The sequence below is a fragment of the Aeribacillus composti genome, assembly GCF_031760945.1.
GTDB lineage: Bacteria > Bacillota > Bacilli > Bacillales > Aeribacillaceae > Aeribacillus > Aeribacillus composti.
In genome coordinates this window covers 1,690,474-1,709,160 of sequence record NZ_CP134501.1, presented here as the reverse complement: position 1 = coordinate 1,709,160, position 18,687 = coordinate 1,690,474, and the positions used below count along the sequence as shown (strand labels likewise).

Below are 18,687 nucleotides of genomic sequence, written 5' to 3'. Positions count from 1 at the left end.
GACTTATTTTCTAAAAATTATTCCATATCATTTGCTGAATTCGTTGCAAAATATAAATTTTTATATACAATTGTATTTCTTGTCAATAATGTCGAAACATTTTTAACAACCCTAAATTTCATACATATACAAAATCTCCAGTAAGATGGATGTATCGGCAAATTAGACGATTCTATCATTCTTCCGATTAAAAAAGCAATTAGCCAACAAACGGCTGATTGCTTCATGTTTCTCATTCTCGCAAAATATAATTTTAAAAGTAAGATCTGGCTCCTAAATATCGATCGTTCCAATATTTTTGGTTTAAATTCGATATTTGCACGCCACTTGATCCGGCATGAATGAAATCCCCATTTCCAAGATAGATTCCCATGTGGGAAGGACCTTCTTTATATGTTGAAAAATATACAAAGTCTCCGACATCTGGTGAACTTACTGGTTTCATCATGTTCCAATAACCGGCTGTACTTAACCGAGAAACGGATGTCACTTTGTTTAATACATAGTAAACAAATCCGCTGCAGTCAAAACCAGATGGCGTATTTCCGCCCCATCTGTACGGAACTCCAACTAATTTTTTGGCTTCTCGAATCATTACTAAAACTTTGCCGTTTTGAGTAGATGAATCAGAATTCGTTTTTGTACCGGAATTCACTTGACGTGCACTATCGGCTGAAGAGCCTGACAGCTTCAATACTTGGCCGGGGTAAATAACGTCAGATGAAAGGTTATTCGCAGCTTTTAATTGATTGACGGTTAATTTAAATTTTACAGCAATTTTCCATAGAGAGTCGCCTTTTTGGACGGTATATGTATTTTGTGAACTTGCTTTATTTGAAGTTTGTGAGGTTTGTTTGGGCGCCTGCACCTGTTCTTTGGCGCTAACCTTTTCGCTAGATACAGCTTGGCTGGATCCAGATAGTTTTAACACTTGGCCAGGATAAATTAAATCGCTGGTTAATCCGTTCAGCCTTTTTAATTCGCTGACAGACGTTCCGTTGTTTTTGGCAATGCCCCATAACGTATCACCTTTTTTCACTGTGTATGTCGAACCAGTTTGTTTAGGAGCCGCCTCTGTTTGATTATTAGTAGTTACTTTCGCTTTCGGAGAAGACGATGCTTCTGAAGGAATATTTAAAACCTGACCTATGTATATTGTATCGCTTGTAAGTCTATTTGCTTCTTTTAACTTTACAACAGTAGTATTATATCTTTGCGAGATTCCCCAAAGAGTATCCCCGGCTTCTACTCGAATCGTTTCAGCGGAAGCGACTCCTGCGAAAACCGAAGATCCAAGAACCGCGGATGTCGTTAATCCCAACACTTTTTTCTTCATACAGCCTTTCCTCCTCATATGAGACATCCTATGTTCGTTTATCGTACAATAAAATTTCTTACTTATTATATCGACAACTTTCTTCATATTTTACTATATTATAAGATAAAATTCATCATTTTTTCAAAAAAGAGGATGATAGACCTGTATTGTAAATATTTTCAAAGCAGCCTATTCGATCGTTTATTTTTCATCATCAAATGGGTAAATCCAGAACGTTTCTTTATGAAAAAATTGTTGAAATTGAGGGAGGTCTTTTCCTCCTTCTTCTATTTTTTCTACGATGGAATAAGTTTGCGATCGATGAGCCTTCAATGCCTGTATTTTTATATCTGCAACTTCAGATATATCGATTTCTACATCCGGCTCGCCTATATGTTCAAATCGATCGTTTGAAAAAGCTATGCAATAAACGGTTGGACGCTCCTCCCTTTTCAAGCGTTTCACCGCACGAATAACCGCCTCGCCACAAGCGTTGTGATCTGGATGAACAGCATAACCAGGATAAAACGTGACAAGAAGGGTCGGTTTGACTTCCCGGATGATCTGTTCAAAGTGGTCTGCCAATTTTTCTTCATCTTCAAATTCCAATGTTTTATCCCGATAGCCGAGCATTCGTAAATCGTTTATATTTAAAATTTTTGCGACCTGCTCCAATTCTTTTTTTCGAATATCTTTTAATGTCTCCCTATTGGCGATTAAAGGCTTTCCCATGCTGCGGCCCATTTCGCCTAAAGTGCAGCAAGCATACGTGACAGGTACGTTTGCTTTCCGTTTTAAAGCGATCAGTCCTGCTGCTCCGAACGATTCATCGTCGGGATGAGGCAGGATCACTAATAACCTCTCTTCCATTTATTCCTCTCTCCTTTTTAAGTAAATGGAGTTTCACTAATTTGTAATGCAATGGCAAGCTTTCCATCTCGATCGTGGCCGGCCATGAGAAGGCGATTTTGTTCATCAACGGTATAATCGGTAAGACCTTCAGCATACACCCAGCCTTCCTCTGTTTTTAATCCGACACGGTATGGTCCTGTTCCTTTTATTTTACCTTGTGAAAATGTAATTTTTGCATTTCGGACAAACGCGACAATAGTCATGCTGTTTTGATTGTGGTGTGAAGTATAAGCACCGGTTGTCGTTTCAAGATGAATATACACCTCTTTATGTAAAAAAGAATCAATGATTTTTTGAACCCTTATCGGATCAATCGGTTTCAAAGCTTCCACCTTCTTTATTTTGTTAAGATTTTCTCATACATCTCCATATGCTTGCTGATTAATTCAAGCTTCTCTTCCGGTGAAATGTCGGCTGCTATAATGCGTTTCAGCGCATCTAGTAATTTTTTATCTGGACTTTTTCTTACTCTAGGGTGAGTCATTTCATCGAGGAGTTCTTTTTTAATCGCCTCTTCCAACGTTTTTTTCTCATCTGACCCTACTGAAAGAGTTCGGTTTGACCAAAGTTTTCTGTATGCATGAAGAAGTTCGTTATCATTCACATTTATTCACCTCGAGGAACCTGCTTGCATGAGGTTACTTTGAGAGTCTAGTCTTCCATATCGTTTTGAAAGAAGGTTCACTCATTGTAAAAATGATGATGCCTGTCCAAATGCAAACAAAGGTGATCAATTCTACAACAGTAAACGGCTCGTGGTAAAGAAAAACGCCGAGAAAAAAAGTGATCGTTGGCGCAATATATTGCAAGACTCCGAGAAAATACATCGGAATTTTAGGCGTACCTTTCGCAAACAGCAATAAAGGGATCGCCGTAATGACGCCTGTTCCCATTAGAAGAAAGTTGGTCGATGCATCCCATTCAAAAAAAACACTGCTTCCTAACGATTCTAAGTATAGCACATAAATGATTCCAATTGGAAACACAACAAACGTTTCAAGCGCCAGACCAAAAGCAGAATCTAATTTTATCACTTTTTTAGCCAGTCCATAAAACCCGAATGTACTCGCAAGAATAAGCGATGTCCACGGGACATGGCCATAATGGACAGTTGATATGAGCACTCCGAAAGCCGCAAACAAAAACGCGGTCTGCTGCCCTTTGTTTAATTTTTCATGCAAAAAGATCATTCCTAATAGTACGCTCACCAATGGATTTATGTAATAACCAAGACTTGTCTCAAGTACACGGTCATGATTCACCGCCCAAATATAAACAAACCAATTGGCGCTGATTAAGAAGGATGAAAGAGCCAACGTTAACAAAATCTTGGGTGATTTAACGATTTTTGTGCACTCATATAAAAAATCAGCAAATCGTTTTTGGAACAAAAGCAACAGCAACACAAAAACAAAAGACCATATGATTCGATGAGCCAAAATTTCCTCAGATGACACATGGTCTAATACTTTCCAATAAATAGGGAATATCCCCCATAAAATATAAGATAGACTAATATACATGATTCCTGATCTCATGCTAGATCATCTTCCTTCCCATATCACACATTATATTCTGTTTCGATCGCTTTTTCCAAGAAATTGTTTTGAACGATCTTTCCGCAGCAGTCATATATTACAATGTAACAATTAGGGTCGAAGAGGGATGTGTGAGCAATGAATCTTTGGAAAAACATGAATGCCGGACATGTTGAACAATATATTCAGGAAGTAATGAAGCAAGCGTTTGGTTCACACTATACAGAGCAATTCCCATTCACCAGTCCTTTTCCTATTATGAATCATAAAGAAGCTCCTCCTTCACCTGAATTTTATGAGACAGATGAATTTATCTATATTAAACTTCCGATGAATGATGATTTAAAAAAAATGATAAAAATCCAACATAACCAACACCATTTGCATCTTATGAATTATCCGGAAAAAAATCAACAAAAAAAATTTGTATTTCCTGCACCTGTGAAAAGAAAAGGGACAAAAGCCGTTTTTTCTGACGGAATTCTTGAAATTAAATTCGTGAAATTAAAAGATCATCATTATACGGAAATTGATCTTTTCCCATCTGAGTAAAATGAGGCCGGTTTTGTTAACCAGCCTCCACTCATCCAATTTTCGTATGGATAAACTCCGCACTGCCAAAAGGGATCTTCAACATATTCTTGAAACTGAAGATGAAATGCAGACAAATCCGATTCCGCATTTTACTTTAATCCCTTTTCTTAACACCAATTCAAAAATATCGAAGCGAACGTTCGCCGCATTATATGAAAGCTCAACAAAAATGAAATGAAAATGGCAGAACGATAGGGAGGTCTATGATTATTAAATTTTTTAAAATGAAATGAAAAGTGGAGAAGGTAGGCAAGAATTTAAAAGCAAAATATTTGTCACTTGCCCTTTTTTATTTGCGATCACTTTACATATATTTGGATGCCTTAGTTGTATTAGCAATCATTCCCTCTTGCTTTATCGTATAGAAAAAATCAGTTAAGTAAAGCTTTTGCAACAGGACTTTCCTTAAATAAAGTCCTTTCAATGTCAACAATATGCTTGAACAAATCTGAAAATAAAGAAGGCGGCCGGAAGACCAAGCCGCTGCTGTCAATTTTATTCCATCTTCGATTTCAATACTTCAATTGCTTTTTTCATTTGGGTATCATTTTTTTCAATTTTTTCTCTTACTAAATCCATCAGTTTGATTGTCGTATCTTGTGAGATTTTCCCCGTTTGTTTTAATTGATGGTCTCTTTGGAAAGCAACAACAGTATTTTTTAATGCTTTATCAAAATATCCGTCCACATCTGTTTTATAGCCTAAAGCTTGAAGCATTTTCTCAGCTGTTTTCACTTCTGTTGAAACGTCGCCTTCCTGCAACGTTTTTTCCGGATTTAAATATGGTAAATGAGCATATTCAGGCAAAGTCACTTTATATTGAGGTTCTATTCCTTTTTCGTGAATCCATTTGCCTGAAGGTGTCAGCCATTTGGCAATCGTATATTTCATCGACGAACCGTCTTCAAACGTTTTAGCGCTTTGAACGGTTCCTTTTCCGAACGTTTTTTCTCCTACAATCGGAATTCCCTCCGATTCGTTCAAAGCCGCGGCCATAATTTCGGCTGCGCTGGCTGTTCCATTATCTGTGATGACTACGACCGGAACATCAACGATTGGTTGATTTTCCGCTTTATAAATATCCTTTGATCCGTCTTTTGCTTCAACTTGCAAAATCTTTTTGCCTTTATCAACAAACATATTTGACATCGTTATGGCTTGGTCCATCAATCCCCCAGGATTTTGTCTTAAATCGAGGACAATTCCTTTTACTTTTTTCTCCTTCAGCTCTGTCAATGCATCTGCCAATTCTTTTCCAGTGTTCTCGGAAAATTTTGTGATTTGTATTTTTCCAATTTTATTTTCTACTACTTCACTATAAACTGTTTCAATCGGAATCGTATCTCTTGTAATCGTAAAGGTCAGCGTGCCGACGCCATCCCGTTCAATTTCAAGGCTTACTTTCGTTCCTTTTTCGCCACGAATAAGAGATACCGCTTCATTCACAGACATTCCTTCAACACTTTTATTGTCAACTTTTAAAATTTTATCTCTCGGCTTCAACCCTGCTTTCTCGGCAGGCGAGCCTTTTATCGGTGAGACGATCATGATATAGCCGTTCGTCTCTGTTACTTCTGCACCGATTCCTTCAAAGCTTGAAGATATATTTTCTTCAAATCCTTCTGATTCTTTCAAATCCATATATGACGTATACGGGTCGTCGAGAGATTCTACCATCCCTTTGACAGCACCTTCTACCAATTTTTCATCATCTATTTTTTTATAATATTCTTGCTTTAACGTATCATATGCTGAATAAAGCTTCTCAAAACTATCATTTTCTTTTTCAGATGCTGACGTAAAGTTGAGTAATGTGAGCGTAAAACCGCAAGTTATTATGACCGTCAGTACAATTGCGATGAAAAAATTTCGTTTTTTAATATACAACACAACTCCCCCTTTAATCCATCCATTTCATTATGTCCGACAATTACAATATCGTCAAACGATCTATGTGTTTCTGTCGGCAAAGAAATGGCAAGTCAAAACGTTAAATCAACGCTCTTTCATCCTTCATCTCTTGTTTATGAAAAAATCAATCCCGCTTCAGCGGGAGAGCTTCGGTTAAATTTTCTTTACTTTTTGGAAATATTCTTCAAGTGTTAAATTATTTTCATATATGACTTTTGCAGCTTTCTTTCCAACGTAGCGAATATGCCAAGGCTCATACTTATATTTTGTGATCGCTTCTTTCCCTTTCGGATAGCGGATAATATAGCCAAATTTATGGGCGTTTTGTTGAAGCCATTTTCCTTCCTTCGTTTCCCCAAATTTTTCAGTAATTTGAAAATCTACACTTTCACTCGTCACATCAATAGATAACCCTGTCTGATGCTCACTTTGACCAGGTTTTGCTACTGCTTGAACTGCTTTTTGCTCCCCTTTTTGTTTTTTTTCTGCTTCAAACAGCTCAACCTGCCGATCGTACGAACGAAAGCCTGAGGCTCCGAAAAGAATCACGCCGTCTTTTTTCGCAGCTGCAAAAAGCTGTTCAAGTGCCGCAGCTGCTTCCTTGCGCAAATAACGCTTCGGAACATCCGCGTCCCCGAATGAAAACTGTATGTTTGGCACTGTCAAATCATTTGGTTTATAGTCGACAGGAAGGAAAAAATCTTTATTGACAAGAACTAAAATATTGTCAGGATTTTGAATAACGGGTTGACCGTTAACCGTTTGTACGACATTAAAATATTGCTCCTCAAGCAAAAATTCCGGATCAATTTGTTCTGTTTGGACGGTTTTTTCCGTTGTTTGGACGAGTTCTTTGTTTTCTACTGTTTTTGCTTGCGGTTCATTCTCTTCAACATAGTCGCTTCCATGAAAAAAGGGAAGCTTATCAAATGGCATTGAGCATCCGGCAAGCATCAAAGCTGCAAGAATCGTGACTGCGATGATTTTATGCATAAAAATTCCCACCTTGTATAATCTCTCACTCCTATTTTAACACTTGTCCAAACAGAAGAAAAACGGTTCTTACATTATAACTTATCATAACGTTCAATAAAAGAAAGGAGCAGATGACGATCTTTCAAAAACTAAAACAAGAGAGTGAATGTAATAAATGGAGCTAAGCCGTTTCCTTCAATTTTTGTGAACATGTTTTAAAAAATAAAAAGCGGCATGACGCCGCACATGCCGTTTTATTCCTGTATAGCAGCTTCAAGAGCGATTTCAACCATTTCGTTAAAGGTCGATTCCCTTTCGGCAGCAGATGTTTCTTCCCCAGTCAGGACATGGTCGCTGACCGTTAAAACAGATAATGCTCTTCTGCCGAATTTCGCAGCAAGTGTATAAAGAGCAGCCGTTTCCATTTCAAGTGCCAAAATTCCGTATTCAGCCCATTTTTCGTGCTCCGCTTGATCATTATAGAATAAATCCGTCGTGAACACGCTTCCGACTTTGACGTCGATTCCTTTTGATACTGCAGCATCATAAGCTTTTTTCAACAAATCAAAATTAGCGGTAGGCGCATAATCAACAGAGCCAAACGTTATGCGGTTCATTTGGGAATTCGTTGATGCGCTCATAGCTAAAATGCAGTCTCTGATGTGGACGTCTTTTTGAATGGAACCGCAGGAGCCAACGCGAATAAGCGTTTGCACATCGTACTCTTGCATGAGTTCATGAATGTAAATCGAAATCGATGGAACCCCCATTCCTGTTCCTTGGACAGAGATGCGCTTTCCTTTGTAAGTTCCGGTAAAACCGTACATTCCTCGAACTTTGTTGTAGCATACAGCATTTTCTAAAAAAGTTTCCGCAATATATTTGGCCCGAAGGGGATCACCGGGAAGCAATATTTTGTCAGCAATCTCGTCTTTTTTCGCACCAATATGAATGCTCATGTTATCAAGCCCCTTCATTTAAAAATAATTGAAGTAATATTATCATAACATAGCAGATTTTTCATGAGAATCCGTGCAGCATATTTTGCATCCTCCAATCACCGGACGTGAATGCGGTGAATTTTTTCCCACCCACCGGTCACTAATTTATAATACTTTGTTCCATTTTTTCCTTCATCAATAAAAACAATGTCTCCTGTCCAAATATAACGTCCGTTATAATCCGGAGGGATCGCTTCCGAAATATTAAATTTCCGAAAAATTTTTTTGAGCACTTCCTGATGATTTTTTGCACGGACAGTTAAGCGGTATACGGGTCGATACCCTTTTTTCTCCCCGATGTTTGGTGTTTGAAAGATCGTCACATCATAATCGGTCGATGGATTAGACAATTTAAGAAGATTCAGTGCCAACCTTGTCCCCTCCAAATACAATTTTCCAAACTTATTTGCTGTCAATGGAGGGAATTCCTGCTGCGAATGTCAACTACTTTTGTCGAACCTTTTCTGATATTGTCAAGATAAACATAAGCCAGCACAATCCAACCGCAAATCCCGCCAAAACATCTGTTAAATAGTGAACTCCCAAATAAATTCTGCTTAATCCAATCAACAGACATAAAATACTGGAAACGGCAAAAACGACCCGCTTTCCTTTTTTTATGCGGGTGCTGATTAAATAAGCGATCAAACCGTAGACAGCTGTTGAATTCATCGTATGACCGCTTGGAAAACTGTAGCCGGAAATATCGGTCAGTCGATCAAAATCAGGGCGCTCTCTTTTCACCATTTCTTTTATCATTTCATTCATCCAACGAACTCCGTATAAATTTATGTAAAGAATAATGAACGTGATCCATTTTTTTCGAAATATATAATAAATACTTATGAAAATAGTGACAGGGAGAAGAATATGATATGAACCAATTTCTGTGAAAAAGAACATAATGGAAGTAAATGGATCATTTCGAACCCCTTCGATTGATTGAACAATTGTATCGTCAACATGGCGAACTGTCTCATTTTTAATCGCAAAGGAACTCGTTATCAAATAAAAAAGCAGGATGAAAAATATATATGTTTTATTCATCTAAGGCAGCGAAGATATGCCACTTTTTAGCGAAAGTGGGAAAGGTAATCGCTTTTTCCTCCCTTCGTTTCGTTGTATTTCTTAGTATAGTAAAAAATAGGAAAAACGCAAATCGTTTAAAACGTCTTATTCTTTTTATCGCTGATATTCGAAACAATTTTTGCTGAAACCTATGATAGAATGATAGTTGGGGAGGTGGTGGAAAACAGTGGATAAAAAAATACATCCATTCATACTATTAAAATTTGTTGATCAATTCGATCGTGTTGGGGATGTTTGCTTATGACAAATACAGCGAACATAATATAGGTTATAGCATCACTTTTACAGTCTTATGTATATTTTTTGTTTTCTTAACTATTTATGGGTTCATGAACAATAGTAAAATTAACCGAGCAAAGCAATAAAAGAATGATGCTTCTTTTTGATGTTAAATAGTAGTGATGGCCGCCTTTTAATAAGGTGGAGGAGAATTTCCTTTGCGTGCTGCTGGTATTTTCTTATTCAAGTTAAGAAGTTTACTGTTGCCGCGCATTGATAAATCCGTTCATTCATCTTTTCAAGAGAGTGTGTGAACTGGATACATTTCCTTCCGTCTTTATATACATAGAGAGCTTTGATTTTTAAGTTCTTCATCGCCATAAATTTTTGATAGCTGGCTTCTATTTCTGAGCAGCAAAAGCAGAGGGGTGACGATATGTGCTGCCCAACACCCCTTCCATTTTCGCAGCCTTAATGCGCCCTCTTCCTCCCATTTTGGGTTGGTCCGATTTTATCGCGGCCACAATAAATTTAGCTAGTTAAAAATGCCGCGTAATTTGACTGCACAGCTACTTTGACAGCTTTTCTAAACGGAATAGTCTTCTCCGTTGTCGCTAATATGAGAGCTTTGTTATACACCTACTTACGCCATAACCGACTGATTCTATTCCCCGTCGGATTTTATGACAACAGCCTTTTAAATTGGACATGATTGAAAAATTTTCATACAAAAAAACTAGGCTCTCCTTGTTTATCAGCTATATTGGCGAATGATATTGATAAGCTTGCTATCAAGATTCGGCACGTCCTGCTTGCTTACACGAACTCGAACGTAGCTTTCATCCAAATCTAGCGCTTCGGCGAGAAACCCGGAAAGTCCTCTTGCTCTTCGGTCAATTTCCATAATCATTTCAATATCGTGTTCGCCTATCGAATAGAAAACAATTTCAAGCTCCTTTAAACGGCCTCTAAATGGACCGGAAGTCGGATAAAATTCAAACTCTTGAATGAACGGTAGCCTTTTTCTTAAACGATATGGCGCTGCTTCATTTTCAACTTGAAGGAGCTTAAATCCGATTCGGTTTATACTGTTTAATACTTCCTTCATTAAGCCGCCGGGAACAACGTCGATATAGTCCGTATCTTTCGGATCGATCGCTCCTTTAATATCCAATCCGGTATGAATCCATACTTTGGATGCTCCGATAGTAATTGGAGTATCAAGCGGAAGCTGAAATGAAAACGGAATTTCTTTCGTTTCATTCGGCAGTATGACGAAAGGTTTATTGATTTGTATTTTAGCGATTTCTGCTTGCCTCTTCTCTCTACGATCATCTACTTCTTTTATATAATGCGTAAGAACGGACAAGTAAATTTCGTCAATTTTTTGTTCAACGTTTCCTCCATTAATGACAACAATTCCTTTCACCTCTTCACCGGGATAGAACGTTGAGGAGGTAAGCTTCGTATCTACTTTTGCCGCTCCAATCCCAATGCCCGCGAAAATTTTATTAAATAGAGACATTTATTCTCCCCCTATTTCGGAATTTTTCTGAATATCCTCTAGAATCTCCTCTGCTGATCTGTATGAACCATCCATTCCAAACAGCTTTTTTATAATATTCTTTGATTCTACGGAAATATCTAGCTCCTCTTCCCAACTTTTTTCTTTTTTTCCCTTTTGATCAAATGATGAATAAAGCAAAAACAATACGAAATGCCCCAGCGCATAAAAATCCGTCTGAAAGCTAATTTTACGCATCCTTTGCTTTTCCGGCTCCCATTTATGAAAACTCTCCTCTTCTTCATCTGTAATCAAACGGGACAAGCCAAAATCAATGATGGAAATACTGTCGTTGTAAAGAAGAATGTTCGGTATTCTTAAATCACGGTGGACAACGTTTTGATCATGTATATACTGGACAACTTCGAGAATTTTTGTTAAATAATGAAAAGCATCTTTTTCGGAATATTTTTTTCCAAATTGAAAGATTAATTGCTCAAATGTTAGCCCTTCTTTGTATTCCATGACAAGATATTGATGGCTACCATCATTGATTTCAGCGTATAAAGCTGGAACGGCAGGATGACTTAATTTTTGCAATATTTCCCTTTCTTTTTGAAAAGGCCGTTCACCCATTGTTTTTCTTCGCTTTCGGAGCTGCTTCAAAACGACTTTTTGATGTGTGGACAAATCTTCTGCAAGATACGTGATTCCGTAGCTCCCTACTCCTAAAAATTTTTGGACTACGTATCGTTCGATAACAGATCCTGGTTTATGCAGCCGCTCACCCCAAAGCGGAAACGGCTTCCAAAACTTTTTCCATACTTCCATCATCAGCTGCTATACGAACCGGAAAAGAATCCAAACCCAGAGCGATGTTTTCTTTTATAATAATGATGGCCGTAAGAAGTTGGATCATGTTTGTATTTTGACTTAGGATAATGCTTTTTGTGGTAGTGGCTGCTGCTGGAATAATGGTAAGGGCGATGGCCTAAAAACGATTTGATGAATTTTCTCAACATACACCTTTTCCCTCCTTCTTGTATTACTTGTTTTTACGAAAAAAATCTGTATTGGTTTCAGTTTAAAAAATTTTTTGAATAAAAAGATTGGAAGACCTGGTAATCTTCCATTCCTCTATTTCTATTACTTGTCATCCATTGCAGTTTTTTCATTAGAAAATTTTTCAAAAAAAGATCATGGTAAGCGGCTCATTTTTTTCAAATATTGAATGACAACGTCCATCATTTCCTTATATTTTTTATCCCCAAATAAATCGTAAAGACCTTTGTAATCATTATACAGATCAAGGAGGGAATCAATGATTTCCTGCTGCATAGGCTTTGTTTTCTTTTCGTTTTTTTGGCTGTTCATCGGAGCAGAAGCATTTTTCTGTGCGCCCATCCCAGCAATATGTTGGATAATATGAATATTTTGCAAATGTTGATCTGCTTCTTTTTTCGAAACGGCCAGCTTTAATTCATCCGCAGATGATTCCATCCATTCCCCGTCGCGCACCCGCACTAATTCATAAATCACTTCCTCCCACGCATCGTCTTTATACCTCCACAATTCCGTCCGGTACCCGACAATTTTGAAAATTTCATCACCATAGCCTTTCACATAAACAAGATCGCCAATTCCAAACATCAGTTCCACTTCAACCGTTTCTGACTCAAACACAGTCCCATCATATTCTGATAAAAACTGTAATGAATGTTCAAAATATAAAATTTCATTGTAATTGATTTCATATAAAAACTCTTCGTCCATCGTATGGATGTTTGTAATCGTCCCCAAAGTACCGTACAAAGTAATAACGACTTGATCGCCAATATTGAACTTCGGTTTTTTTCTTTTCAGTATGAAGGCACCCCCTTTAATGCCATCACTCTTTCGATTATCACATTATATGCATCATCAACTTGTTTGAGTTGGGCGGACTATTTTGAAGGCTCAGTCAATGTTTTTGTTCAATCAATTGAACATATTTTTCCCAAGCTTCATCAAAAACAGACATGTTTTCCAAATATGATCCATTTAATTCCAAGTAATTGCTGAGTTCATCATAATCAGTTGAATTTTTCGGAAAGCTGTGGTCAAGATAAGCATCGTTTGCAAACTTGCTGATTTTGTCCTTCGGTTTAGGATGTCTGAACGTCATCAAATAATGATAAAAAGAAGTCATATTTCCACCTTCCTAAAAAATTTGCTTGTTTCATTATAACGTTTTGATAAATTTTCGAAAATAAAAAAACCGCCTTTTTATGGAGCGGTTTTAAAGAGAAAAAATGCTCTTTCTTCAGCTGCAGCTGGAAAAAGATTTTTTATTGTTTTATAGAATGGACCATATTTATTCTCCACTGAATACAAAACAACGATCCATTATGCCAAGACACCGTTTCCTTATTGAACGGTTTCTGGAAGCGGATTTAAGTCAATCTCAAAGCCTAAATCTTTTAACATTTCGTGATCTTTTGACATTTCCTGTCCTTCAGTTGTTAAATAGTCTCCGATAAAAATAGAATTAGCCGCATATAACCCAAAAGGCTGTAGCGAGCGCAAGTTTACTTCCCTTCCTCCGGAAATGCGTATTTCTTTTGTCGGCAGCATGTAGCGGAATAAGGCAAGCACCTTTAAACAATATCGAGGATTAAGATTATTTTCTCCTTGCAACGGAGTTCCTTCAATAGGATGAAGAAAATTAACCGGAATAGAATCTGCGTCGATCTTCTTTAAAGCAGCAGCCATTTCAATAACATCTTGTTTCGATTCACCCATCCCGATAATCACACCGGAGCAAGGAGAAATCCCTGCACGTTTGACTTTGTCAACTGTGTTTACGCGATCTTCATATGTATGACTAGTGACTATATGTTCATGATATCTTTCTGATGTGTTCAAGTTATGATTGTATCGATTGACACCAGCTTCCTTCAATCGTTCCGCCTGTTCGTCTTTTAAAATTCCTAAACATGCGCAAACCGTCAAGTTGTATGTATCTTTTATTTCGCGTACAGATTCGCATATTTTTTCTAACTCATGGTTTGTAGGCCCTCTTCCGCTTGCAACGATGCAGAAAGTTCCAGCTTTCAACTCTTGTGCCCGTTTGGCCCCCTCTAAAATGGCTTCTTTTGAAAGCAGCGGGTATTTGTTGATCGGAGCCGTTGATACGGAAGATTGGGAACAGTAGGAACAGTTTTCAGGACAATATCCTGATTTTACATTCATGATCATATTTAACTTCACTTTATTCCCGTAAAATGCTTTTCGAATCTTGTAAGCACCATGCAGAAGAAGCAGCAATTCTTCATCAGGACAGTCCAAAATTGCAGCAGCTTCCTCATAAGTTATTTTATGTCCAAATAGTACGTTTTCGGCTAATTCAACCCAATCGATTCTCATTTCGTAATCCCCCTTTTCTGTAATACTTAAATGGTAAAAAAAGAAAGGATATATGTCAACTATTTTTTGAATTAAGTTTACATAAAATGCAGATAAAAATCCTGCCCGAACAGGCAGGATTTTTTTATTTTACATAAGCGCAGCCGACAATGATCAAAAGTATAAATAATACTACGATCAAAACGAATGAAGATCCGCAGCCATATCCGGCACCATGTACCGGATAACCGTATCCATGTCCACAATGGTGAAAATCGTGATGGTGAAAATGCATTTGCCCCACTCCTCATTTTTTAATCTAGGTTTCAGTTTACATTATGTTTTTTTGGACTTTCAGGTATGTGCACATGCCTATTTTTCCAAATTCTTTGGAACAAACGCCCTGCAGTTGGAAATTGGAAACACCAGTTGTGCAAGCAGGCAGATGATATCGTCCTAGTAAGAAACATGAGGAGGAACTTCATCTGCGACCGCATTTTGATTGTCTTAAAAAATCAATTTTACAAATTTTAGATTATTTGAGATTACTATAGACATGGCAGCGGTCAACGAAAGAAAAGGAGTGGGCAAATTCGTCTTTTTCCGACATAAGCTGCTAGTATTAGTTCAGAGTCATCTGACCAGTTATGGTTGTACAAGTTTAAAAATATCTTTTTTTCCAAAAAATATAAGCTGTTAAGCTTGACATGAGCAATGAAATGGAAATGGGAATAAAAAACGCAAAATGATGATTTTGAAACGGTATCGGCACATTCATCCCATACAAGCTCGCTACTAATGTCGGAATAGAGATGACGATCGTAATTGCCGTCAAAAATTTCATGACAATATTGACATTGTTGGAAATGACTGATGCAAATGCGTCCATCATTCCGCTTAAAATACTTAAATATACCTCTGTCATTTCAATTGCTTGTTTGTTTTCGATAATGACATCTTGCAAAAGATCTTGATCTTCCTCATACATTTTCAAGTAATTTAATCGCAGCAGCCTTTCCATGACAATATTATTGGATTTCAGCGATGTCGTAAAATAAACTAAGCTTTTTTCCAGACTGAGCAATGAAAAAAATTCTTTATTTTTCATCGATTGATGAAGCTCTTTTTCTACTTCGCTCGTTTTGCGATTAATTTGTTTCAGATATCGCAAATAATAAGTTGAAGTTAAATATAAAATTTGAAAAGCAAAACGCGTTTTCATAAACGTATAAAAACCTTTAACTTTGTTTCTGGCAAACTGTTCAAAGATTGGGTTTCCTTGCAAACATACTGTAATAAAACAACTGTCAGTAATGATCATTCCGATCGGGATCGTTTCATAAAACGTTTGCCCGATGTCATCTACCGTGATAACCGGAATGTCAACAATAATCAACACATTGTGGTCCTCTTTTTCAATCCGGGATCTTTCCTCATCATCCAGTGCATCTTTAAAAAAGTCTATTGGAATTTGCAGCCGTTCTGACACGAAATGAACTTCTTCCTCAGTCGGTGCCACCATGTTGATCCAACAACCGTTTTGAATATCTTCAATTTCCTTCAATTGGCCGTTCGCGCTTGACATATAAATGTTCAGCATGCTTTAACCTCCTTTGCTAGAGGCAGTCTGCACGCGCAAGAGTGTCATCGCTTACGAACAGCGCCTCTTTCCGCATACATACTGCCTTACCTATCTCGGGTCCGTCCGGATCTAAAAAAGAACCGCTATTCATAAACGATTTTCACCCTCCTTCATCCATAAAAATTCAACCTAATATATGATACTAATTTTGTTTTACGATGTATATAGGTTTTAACGGAATTTTACATAAATTTGAACATTTAATAAAAAAAGGGCACATGTTTTTGTGCCCATTCGTTTACATATAATCTTTACTCTGTTTGATCGTCTTCAAACAGTTTTTTATATTCACCATAGCCTTCTTGTTCGAGCTGATCTTTCGGGATAAAGCGAAGCGCAGCCGAGTTAATGCAGTAGCGAAGGCCTGTCGGTTCTGGACCGTCAGGGAAAACATGTCCAAGGTGCGAATCCGCCGTTTTGCTTCTAACCTCTGTACGGATCATGCCGTAAGATGTATCTAATTTTTCGACGATCTCATGCTGATGAAGCGGTTTTGTAAAACTTGGCCATCCGCAGCCTGAATCAAATTTATCGAGCGAGCTGAAAAGCGGTTTTCCCGAGACGATGTCGACATAAATCCCTTCTTCTTTATGATCCCAATATTCATTTTGAAATGGAGGCTCCGTCCCGTTGTTTTGCGTCACCTCATATTGCATCGGAGTCAATCGTTTCTTCAGCTCTTCTTTATCCCAGTCGCTCCAATGCTTGCGTATAAATTCATCCCGTCCAGACGCTTGACGATACCGTTTGTAGTGAAAAGGATTTTTTTTGTAGTAATCTTGATGATAGTCTTCGGCTGGGTAAAAAGGTTTTGCCGGCAATATTTCGGTCGCAATCGGTTTTTCAAAACGTCCGCTTTTTTCTAAAAGCTCTTTCGATTGTTCCGCGAGCTCGCGCTGTTCCTCCGAATGATAAAAAATAGCCGTTTTGTAAGATTCTCCCCTGTCATAAAATTGTCCGCCCGGATCAGTCGGATCAATTTGCTGCCAAAATATATCCAGAAGCTTTTTATATGGAAACACGTTCGGATCAAAGGTAATTTGCACGGCTTCCACATGACCCGTCGTGTGCGAGCACACTTCTTCATATGTCGGATTTTCCTTATGTCCTCCCGTATATCCGGAAACAACCTTAATAATTCCCGGAAGCTCATCAAAAGGCTGGACCATGCACCAGAAGCAGCCACCCGCAAAAGTAGCCAATTCATATTTTTCATTGCTCATCATTTTTCCCTCCCTTTAGCTAATTTTCCTGCCTGCTCATTCTCATCGCAAAAGTAAAGATCAACTTGTTCTTCCTACAATACATTATAAAACGATTAAAAAGAACAAAACAATTGATTTGCAACTCAAGCATAGCGAAGTGCAAAAACTAGTATATTCGTTCCATTAAGAATTTTTCCTTTTTTGCTCCATGTTATCACGAAATGGCCATAACGCTGCCATCATGAAGGCTAAAAGCAAAACGATGGAAGCTAAAACGTATGGAAAATCGACGTCGATATCAAACAAAATTCCTGCAATCGCAGGACCGACAATGTTTCCTAAACTTGTATAAGTAGAGTTCATGCCGGCAATAAACCCTTGTTCATCTCCTGCCATATTGGATAATAGAGTGGTGACAGCTGGTCGAAGAAGATCGCATGCTAAAAATACAGCAAACGTTACAGCCATAATGAAAAAGTAGCCGTCAACTAAGGTTGACAGAAAAATAAAGACGGAAGCGCCTAATAAACAAATTTCAATCAACCTTTTCTCGCCAAGATACTTCACTAGCTTGTCAAAGAAAACGATTTGGGCGATGAGTCCAAAAATCGTTCCTGTTGTTATGACGATGGAAATATCTTTCGGCGAAAAACCGAATTTTTTATCGACAAACAAACCGAACATCGTTTCATATGCGGAAAGACCAAATGCTAAAACAAACACGATCAATAGCGGTACAACATACGGAGGTTTGATCGATTTGCTTAATTCGCTGAAAAATTGAAGACGAGTTTGTTTTTCATCTAATTGTTGAATGTTATCATTTGGAAGCGGTTCTTTTAAAAGGAGAATGGAAAAAACGGCTGCGACAAGCGCAATAAATGCCGCAAGAAAAAACGGCACCCGAATGCCGAATTCTGCTGCAAATCCTCCGATGCCGGGCCCGATAATAAAACCTGCGTTAATGCTGGCAGACAAATATCCAAGCGCTTTCGGCCTGTCCTCTAAAATGGTGATATCTGTAATAAACGCAGTAACAGCGGGCATAATACATGCCGCGCTGATTCCGCCAATTATTCTTGAAATCAAAAGCAAGAAGAACGCAGAACCTATTGCAAATAAAAATTCGGATACAGCAAACAAAACTAAACCGATGACAATCATAATCTTTCTGCCAAAACGGTCAGTAAAAATCCCCGTGACCGGCGAGGAAAACAACTGGGCAGTTGAAAATGCTGCTATGAGATATCCCATATAAACGCCCGATAAATTTAGTTCATTCATATAAGCAGGCAAAACCGGAACAACGAGTCCGATTCCTAAAAAAGCGATAAAAACATTGCAAAGCAGTAATATAAGGGAGATATTTTGTTTATTTGAACGTAACATGATAAC

General features: G+C 37.9%; 21 protein-coding genes. 1 reads left to right on the top strand and 20 read right to left on the bottom strand.

Annotation, left to right across the window (positions count from 1 at the left end):
• Positions 1-253 precede the first annotated feature (253 nt).
• From RI196_RS08360 to rarD, 5 genes are all read right to left on the bottom strand, one after another.
• On the bottom strand, positions 254-1,336 hold the full coding sequence (locus RI196_RS08360) for a C40 family peptidase (RefSeq protein ID WP_311067245.1): 1,083 nt from the start codon (positions 1,334-1,336) through the stop codon (positions 254-256).
• A gap of 183 nt (positions 1,337-1,519) precedes the next feature.
• Positions 1,520-2,188, bottom strand: coding sequence for a bacillithiol biosynthesis deacetylase BshB2 (gene bshB2 / locus RI196_RS08355; protein ID WP_063389702.1), 669 nt, complete (start codon positions 2,186-2,188; stop codon positions 1,520-1,522).
• Positions 2,189-2,205: 17 nt separating this feature from the next.
• Positions 2,206-2,553, bottom strand: coding sequence for a YojF family protein (locus RI196_RS08350; protein WP_311067244.1), 348 nt, complete (start codon positions 2,551-2,553; stop codon positions 2,206-2,208).
• Between the two features lie 14 nt (positions 2,554-2,567).
• Positions 2,568-2,834 (bottom strand): protein YoyC, encoded by a 267-nt coding sequence (yoyC, locus tag RI196_RS08345; RefSeq protein ID WP_063389700.1) that lies wholly within the window; start codon positions 2,832-2,834, stop codon positions 2,568-2,570.
• Positions 2,835-2,868: 34 nt separating this feature from the next.
• Entirely contained in the window at positions 2,869-3,768 is a 900-nt protein-coding gene (gene rarD, locus RI196_RS08340) for an EamA family transporter RarD (protein WP_063389699.1), read from the bottom strand.
• A 138-nt stretch (positions 3,769-3,906) separates the two neighbouring features.
• On the opposite strand from rarD, the gene RI196_RS08335 reads away from it, so the two are divergent.
• On the top strand, positions 3,907-4,320 hold the full coding sequence (locus RI196_RS08335) for an Hsp20/alpha crystallin family protein (protein ID WP_063389698.1): 414 nt from the start codon (positions 3,907-3,909) through the stop codon (positions 4,318-4,320).
• Positions 4,321-4,857: 537 nt separating this feature from the next.
• Here RI196_RS08335 and RI196_RS08330 read toward each other — a convergent pair.
• The 15 genes from RI196_RS08330 to RI196_RS08260 all read right to left on the bottom strand — a co-directional run bounded on the left by RI196_RS08330 (position 4,858) and on the right by RI196_RS08260 (position 18,681).
• The gene (locus RI196_RS08330) at positions 4,858-6,243 is read right to left on the bottom strand and encodes a S41 family peptidase (RefSeq protein WP_066250343.1); all 1,386 of its coding nucleotides are present in this window, start codon (positions 6,241-6,243) and stop codon (positions 4,858-4,860) included.
• Between the two features lie 183 nt (positions 6,244-6,426).
• Complete coding sequence (locus RI196_RS08325) at positions 6,427-7,266, bottom strand: M15 family metallopeptidase (protein ID WP_130157584.1); 840 nt, start codon at positions 7,264-7,266, stop codon at positions 6,427-6,429.
• A gap of 236 nt (positions 7,267-7,502) precedes the next feature.
• Positions 7,503-8,207: a purine-nucleoside phosphorylase gene (gene deoD, locus RI196_RS08320; protein ID WP_066250301.1), complete on the bottom strand. Its 705-nt coding sequence runs from the start codon at positions 8,205-8,207 to the stop codon at positions 7,503-7,505.
• Between the two features lie 98 nt (positions 8,208-8,305).
• Positions 8,306-8,614, bottom strand: coding sequence for a YodL domain-containing protein (locus tag RI196_RS08315; RefSeq protein WP_082829560.1), 309 nt, complete (start codon positions 8,612-8,614; stop codon positions 8,306-8,308).
• A gap of 79 nt (positions 8,615-8,693) precedes the next feature.
• On the bottom strand, positions 8,694-9,017 hold the full coding sequence (locus tag RI196_RS08310) for a phosphatase PAP2 family protein (protein WP_158640156.1): 324 nt from the start codon (positions 9,015-9,017) through the stop codon (positions 8,694-8,696).
• Positions 9,018-10,311: 1,294 nt separating this feature from the next.
• Complete coding sequence (locus RI196_RS08305; RefSeq protein ID WP_311067243.1) at positions 10,312-11,082, bottom strand: sporulation protein; 771 nt, start codon at positions 11,080-11,082, stop codon at positions 10,312-10,314.
• Positions 11,083-11,892 (bottom strand): serine/threonine protein kinase, encoded by an 810-nt coding sequence (locus RI196_RS08300; protein ID WP_311067242.1) that lies wholly within the window; start codon positions 11,890-11,892, stop codon positions 11,083-11,085.
• A gap of 2 nt (positions 11,893-11,894) precedes the next feature.
• Positions 11,895-12,083, bottom strand: coding sequence for a hypothetical protein (locus RI196_RS08295; RefSeq protein WP_063389690.1), 189 nt, complete (start codon positions 12,081-12,083; stop codon positions 11,895-11,897).
• A 175-nt stretch (positions 12,084-12,258) separates the two neighbouring features.
• Positions 12,259-12,924 carry a germination protein YodN gene (yodN, locus tag RI196_RS08290; RefSeq protein ID WP_510904271.1) on the bottom strand — a complete coding sequence of 222 codons (666 nt, stop codon included), beginning with the start codon at positions 12,922-12,924 and terminating at the stop codon, positions 12,259-12,261.
• A 97-nt stretch (positions 12,925-13,021) separates the two neighbouring features.
• Positions 13,022-13,249, bottom strand: a complete 228-nt coding sequence (locus RI196_RS08285; protein WP_311067240.1) for a YozE family protein — start codon at positions 13,247-13,249, stop codon at positions 13,022-13,024.
• 218 nt (positions 13,250-13,467) lie between these two features.
• Entirely contained in the window at positions 13,468-14,466 is a 999-nt protein-coding gene (gene bioB, locus RI196_RS08280; RefSeq protein ID WP_063389687.1) for a biotin synthase BioB, read from the bottom strand.
• Between the two features lie 124 nt (positions 14,467-14,590).
• A complete protein-coding gene (locus RI196_RS08275) occupies positions 14,591-14,740 on the bottom strand; it encodes a YjcZ family sporulation protein (protein WP_082829556.1) in 150 nt (49 codons plus the stop codon).
• 366 nt (positions 14,741-15,106) lie between these two features.
• Positions 15,107-16,045, bottom strand: a complete 939-nt coding sequence (locus tag RI196_RS08270) for a magnesium transporter CorA family protein (protein ID WP_063389686.1) — start codon at positions 16,043-16,045, stop codon at positions 15,107-15,109.
• Positions 16,046-16,338: 293 nt separating this feature from the next.
• Positions 16,339-17,310 (bottom strand): peptide-methionine (R)-S-oxide reductase MsrB, encoded by a 972-nt coding sequence (gene msrB, locus RI196_RS08265; RefSeq protein WP_063389685.1) that lies wholly within the window; start codon positions 17,308-17,310, stop codon positions 16,339-16,341.
• A gap of 165 nt (positions 17,311-17,475) precedes the next feature.
• Entirely contained in the window at positions 17,476-18,681 is a 1,206-nt protein-coding gene (locus RI196_RS08260) for an MFS transporter (RefSeq protein WP_311067239.1), read from the bottom strand.
• Between the last annotated feature and the right edge of the window lie 6 nt (positions 18,682-18,687).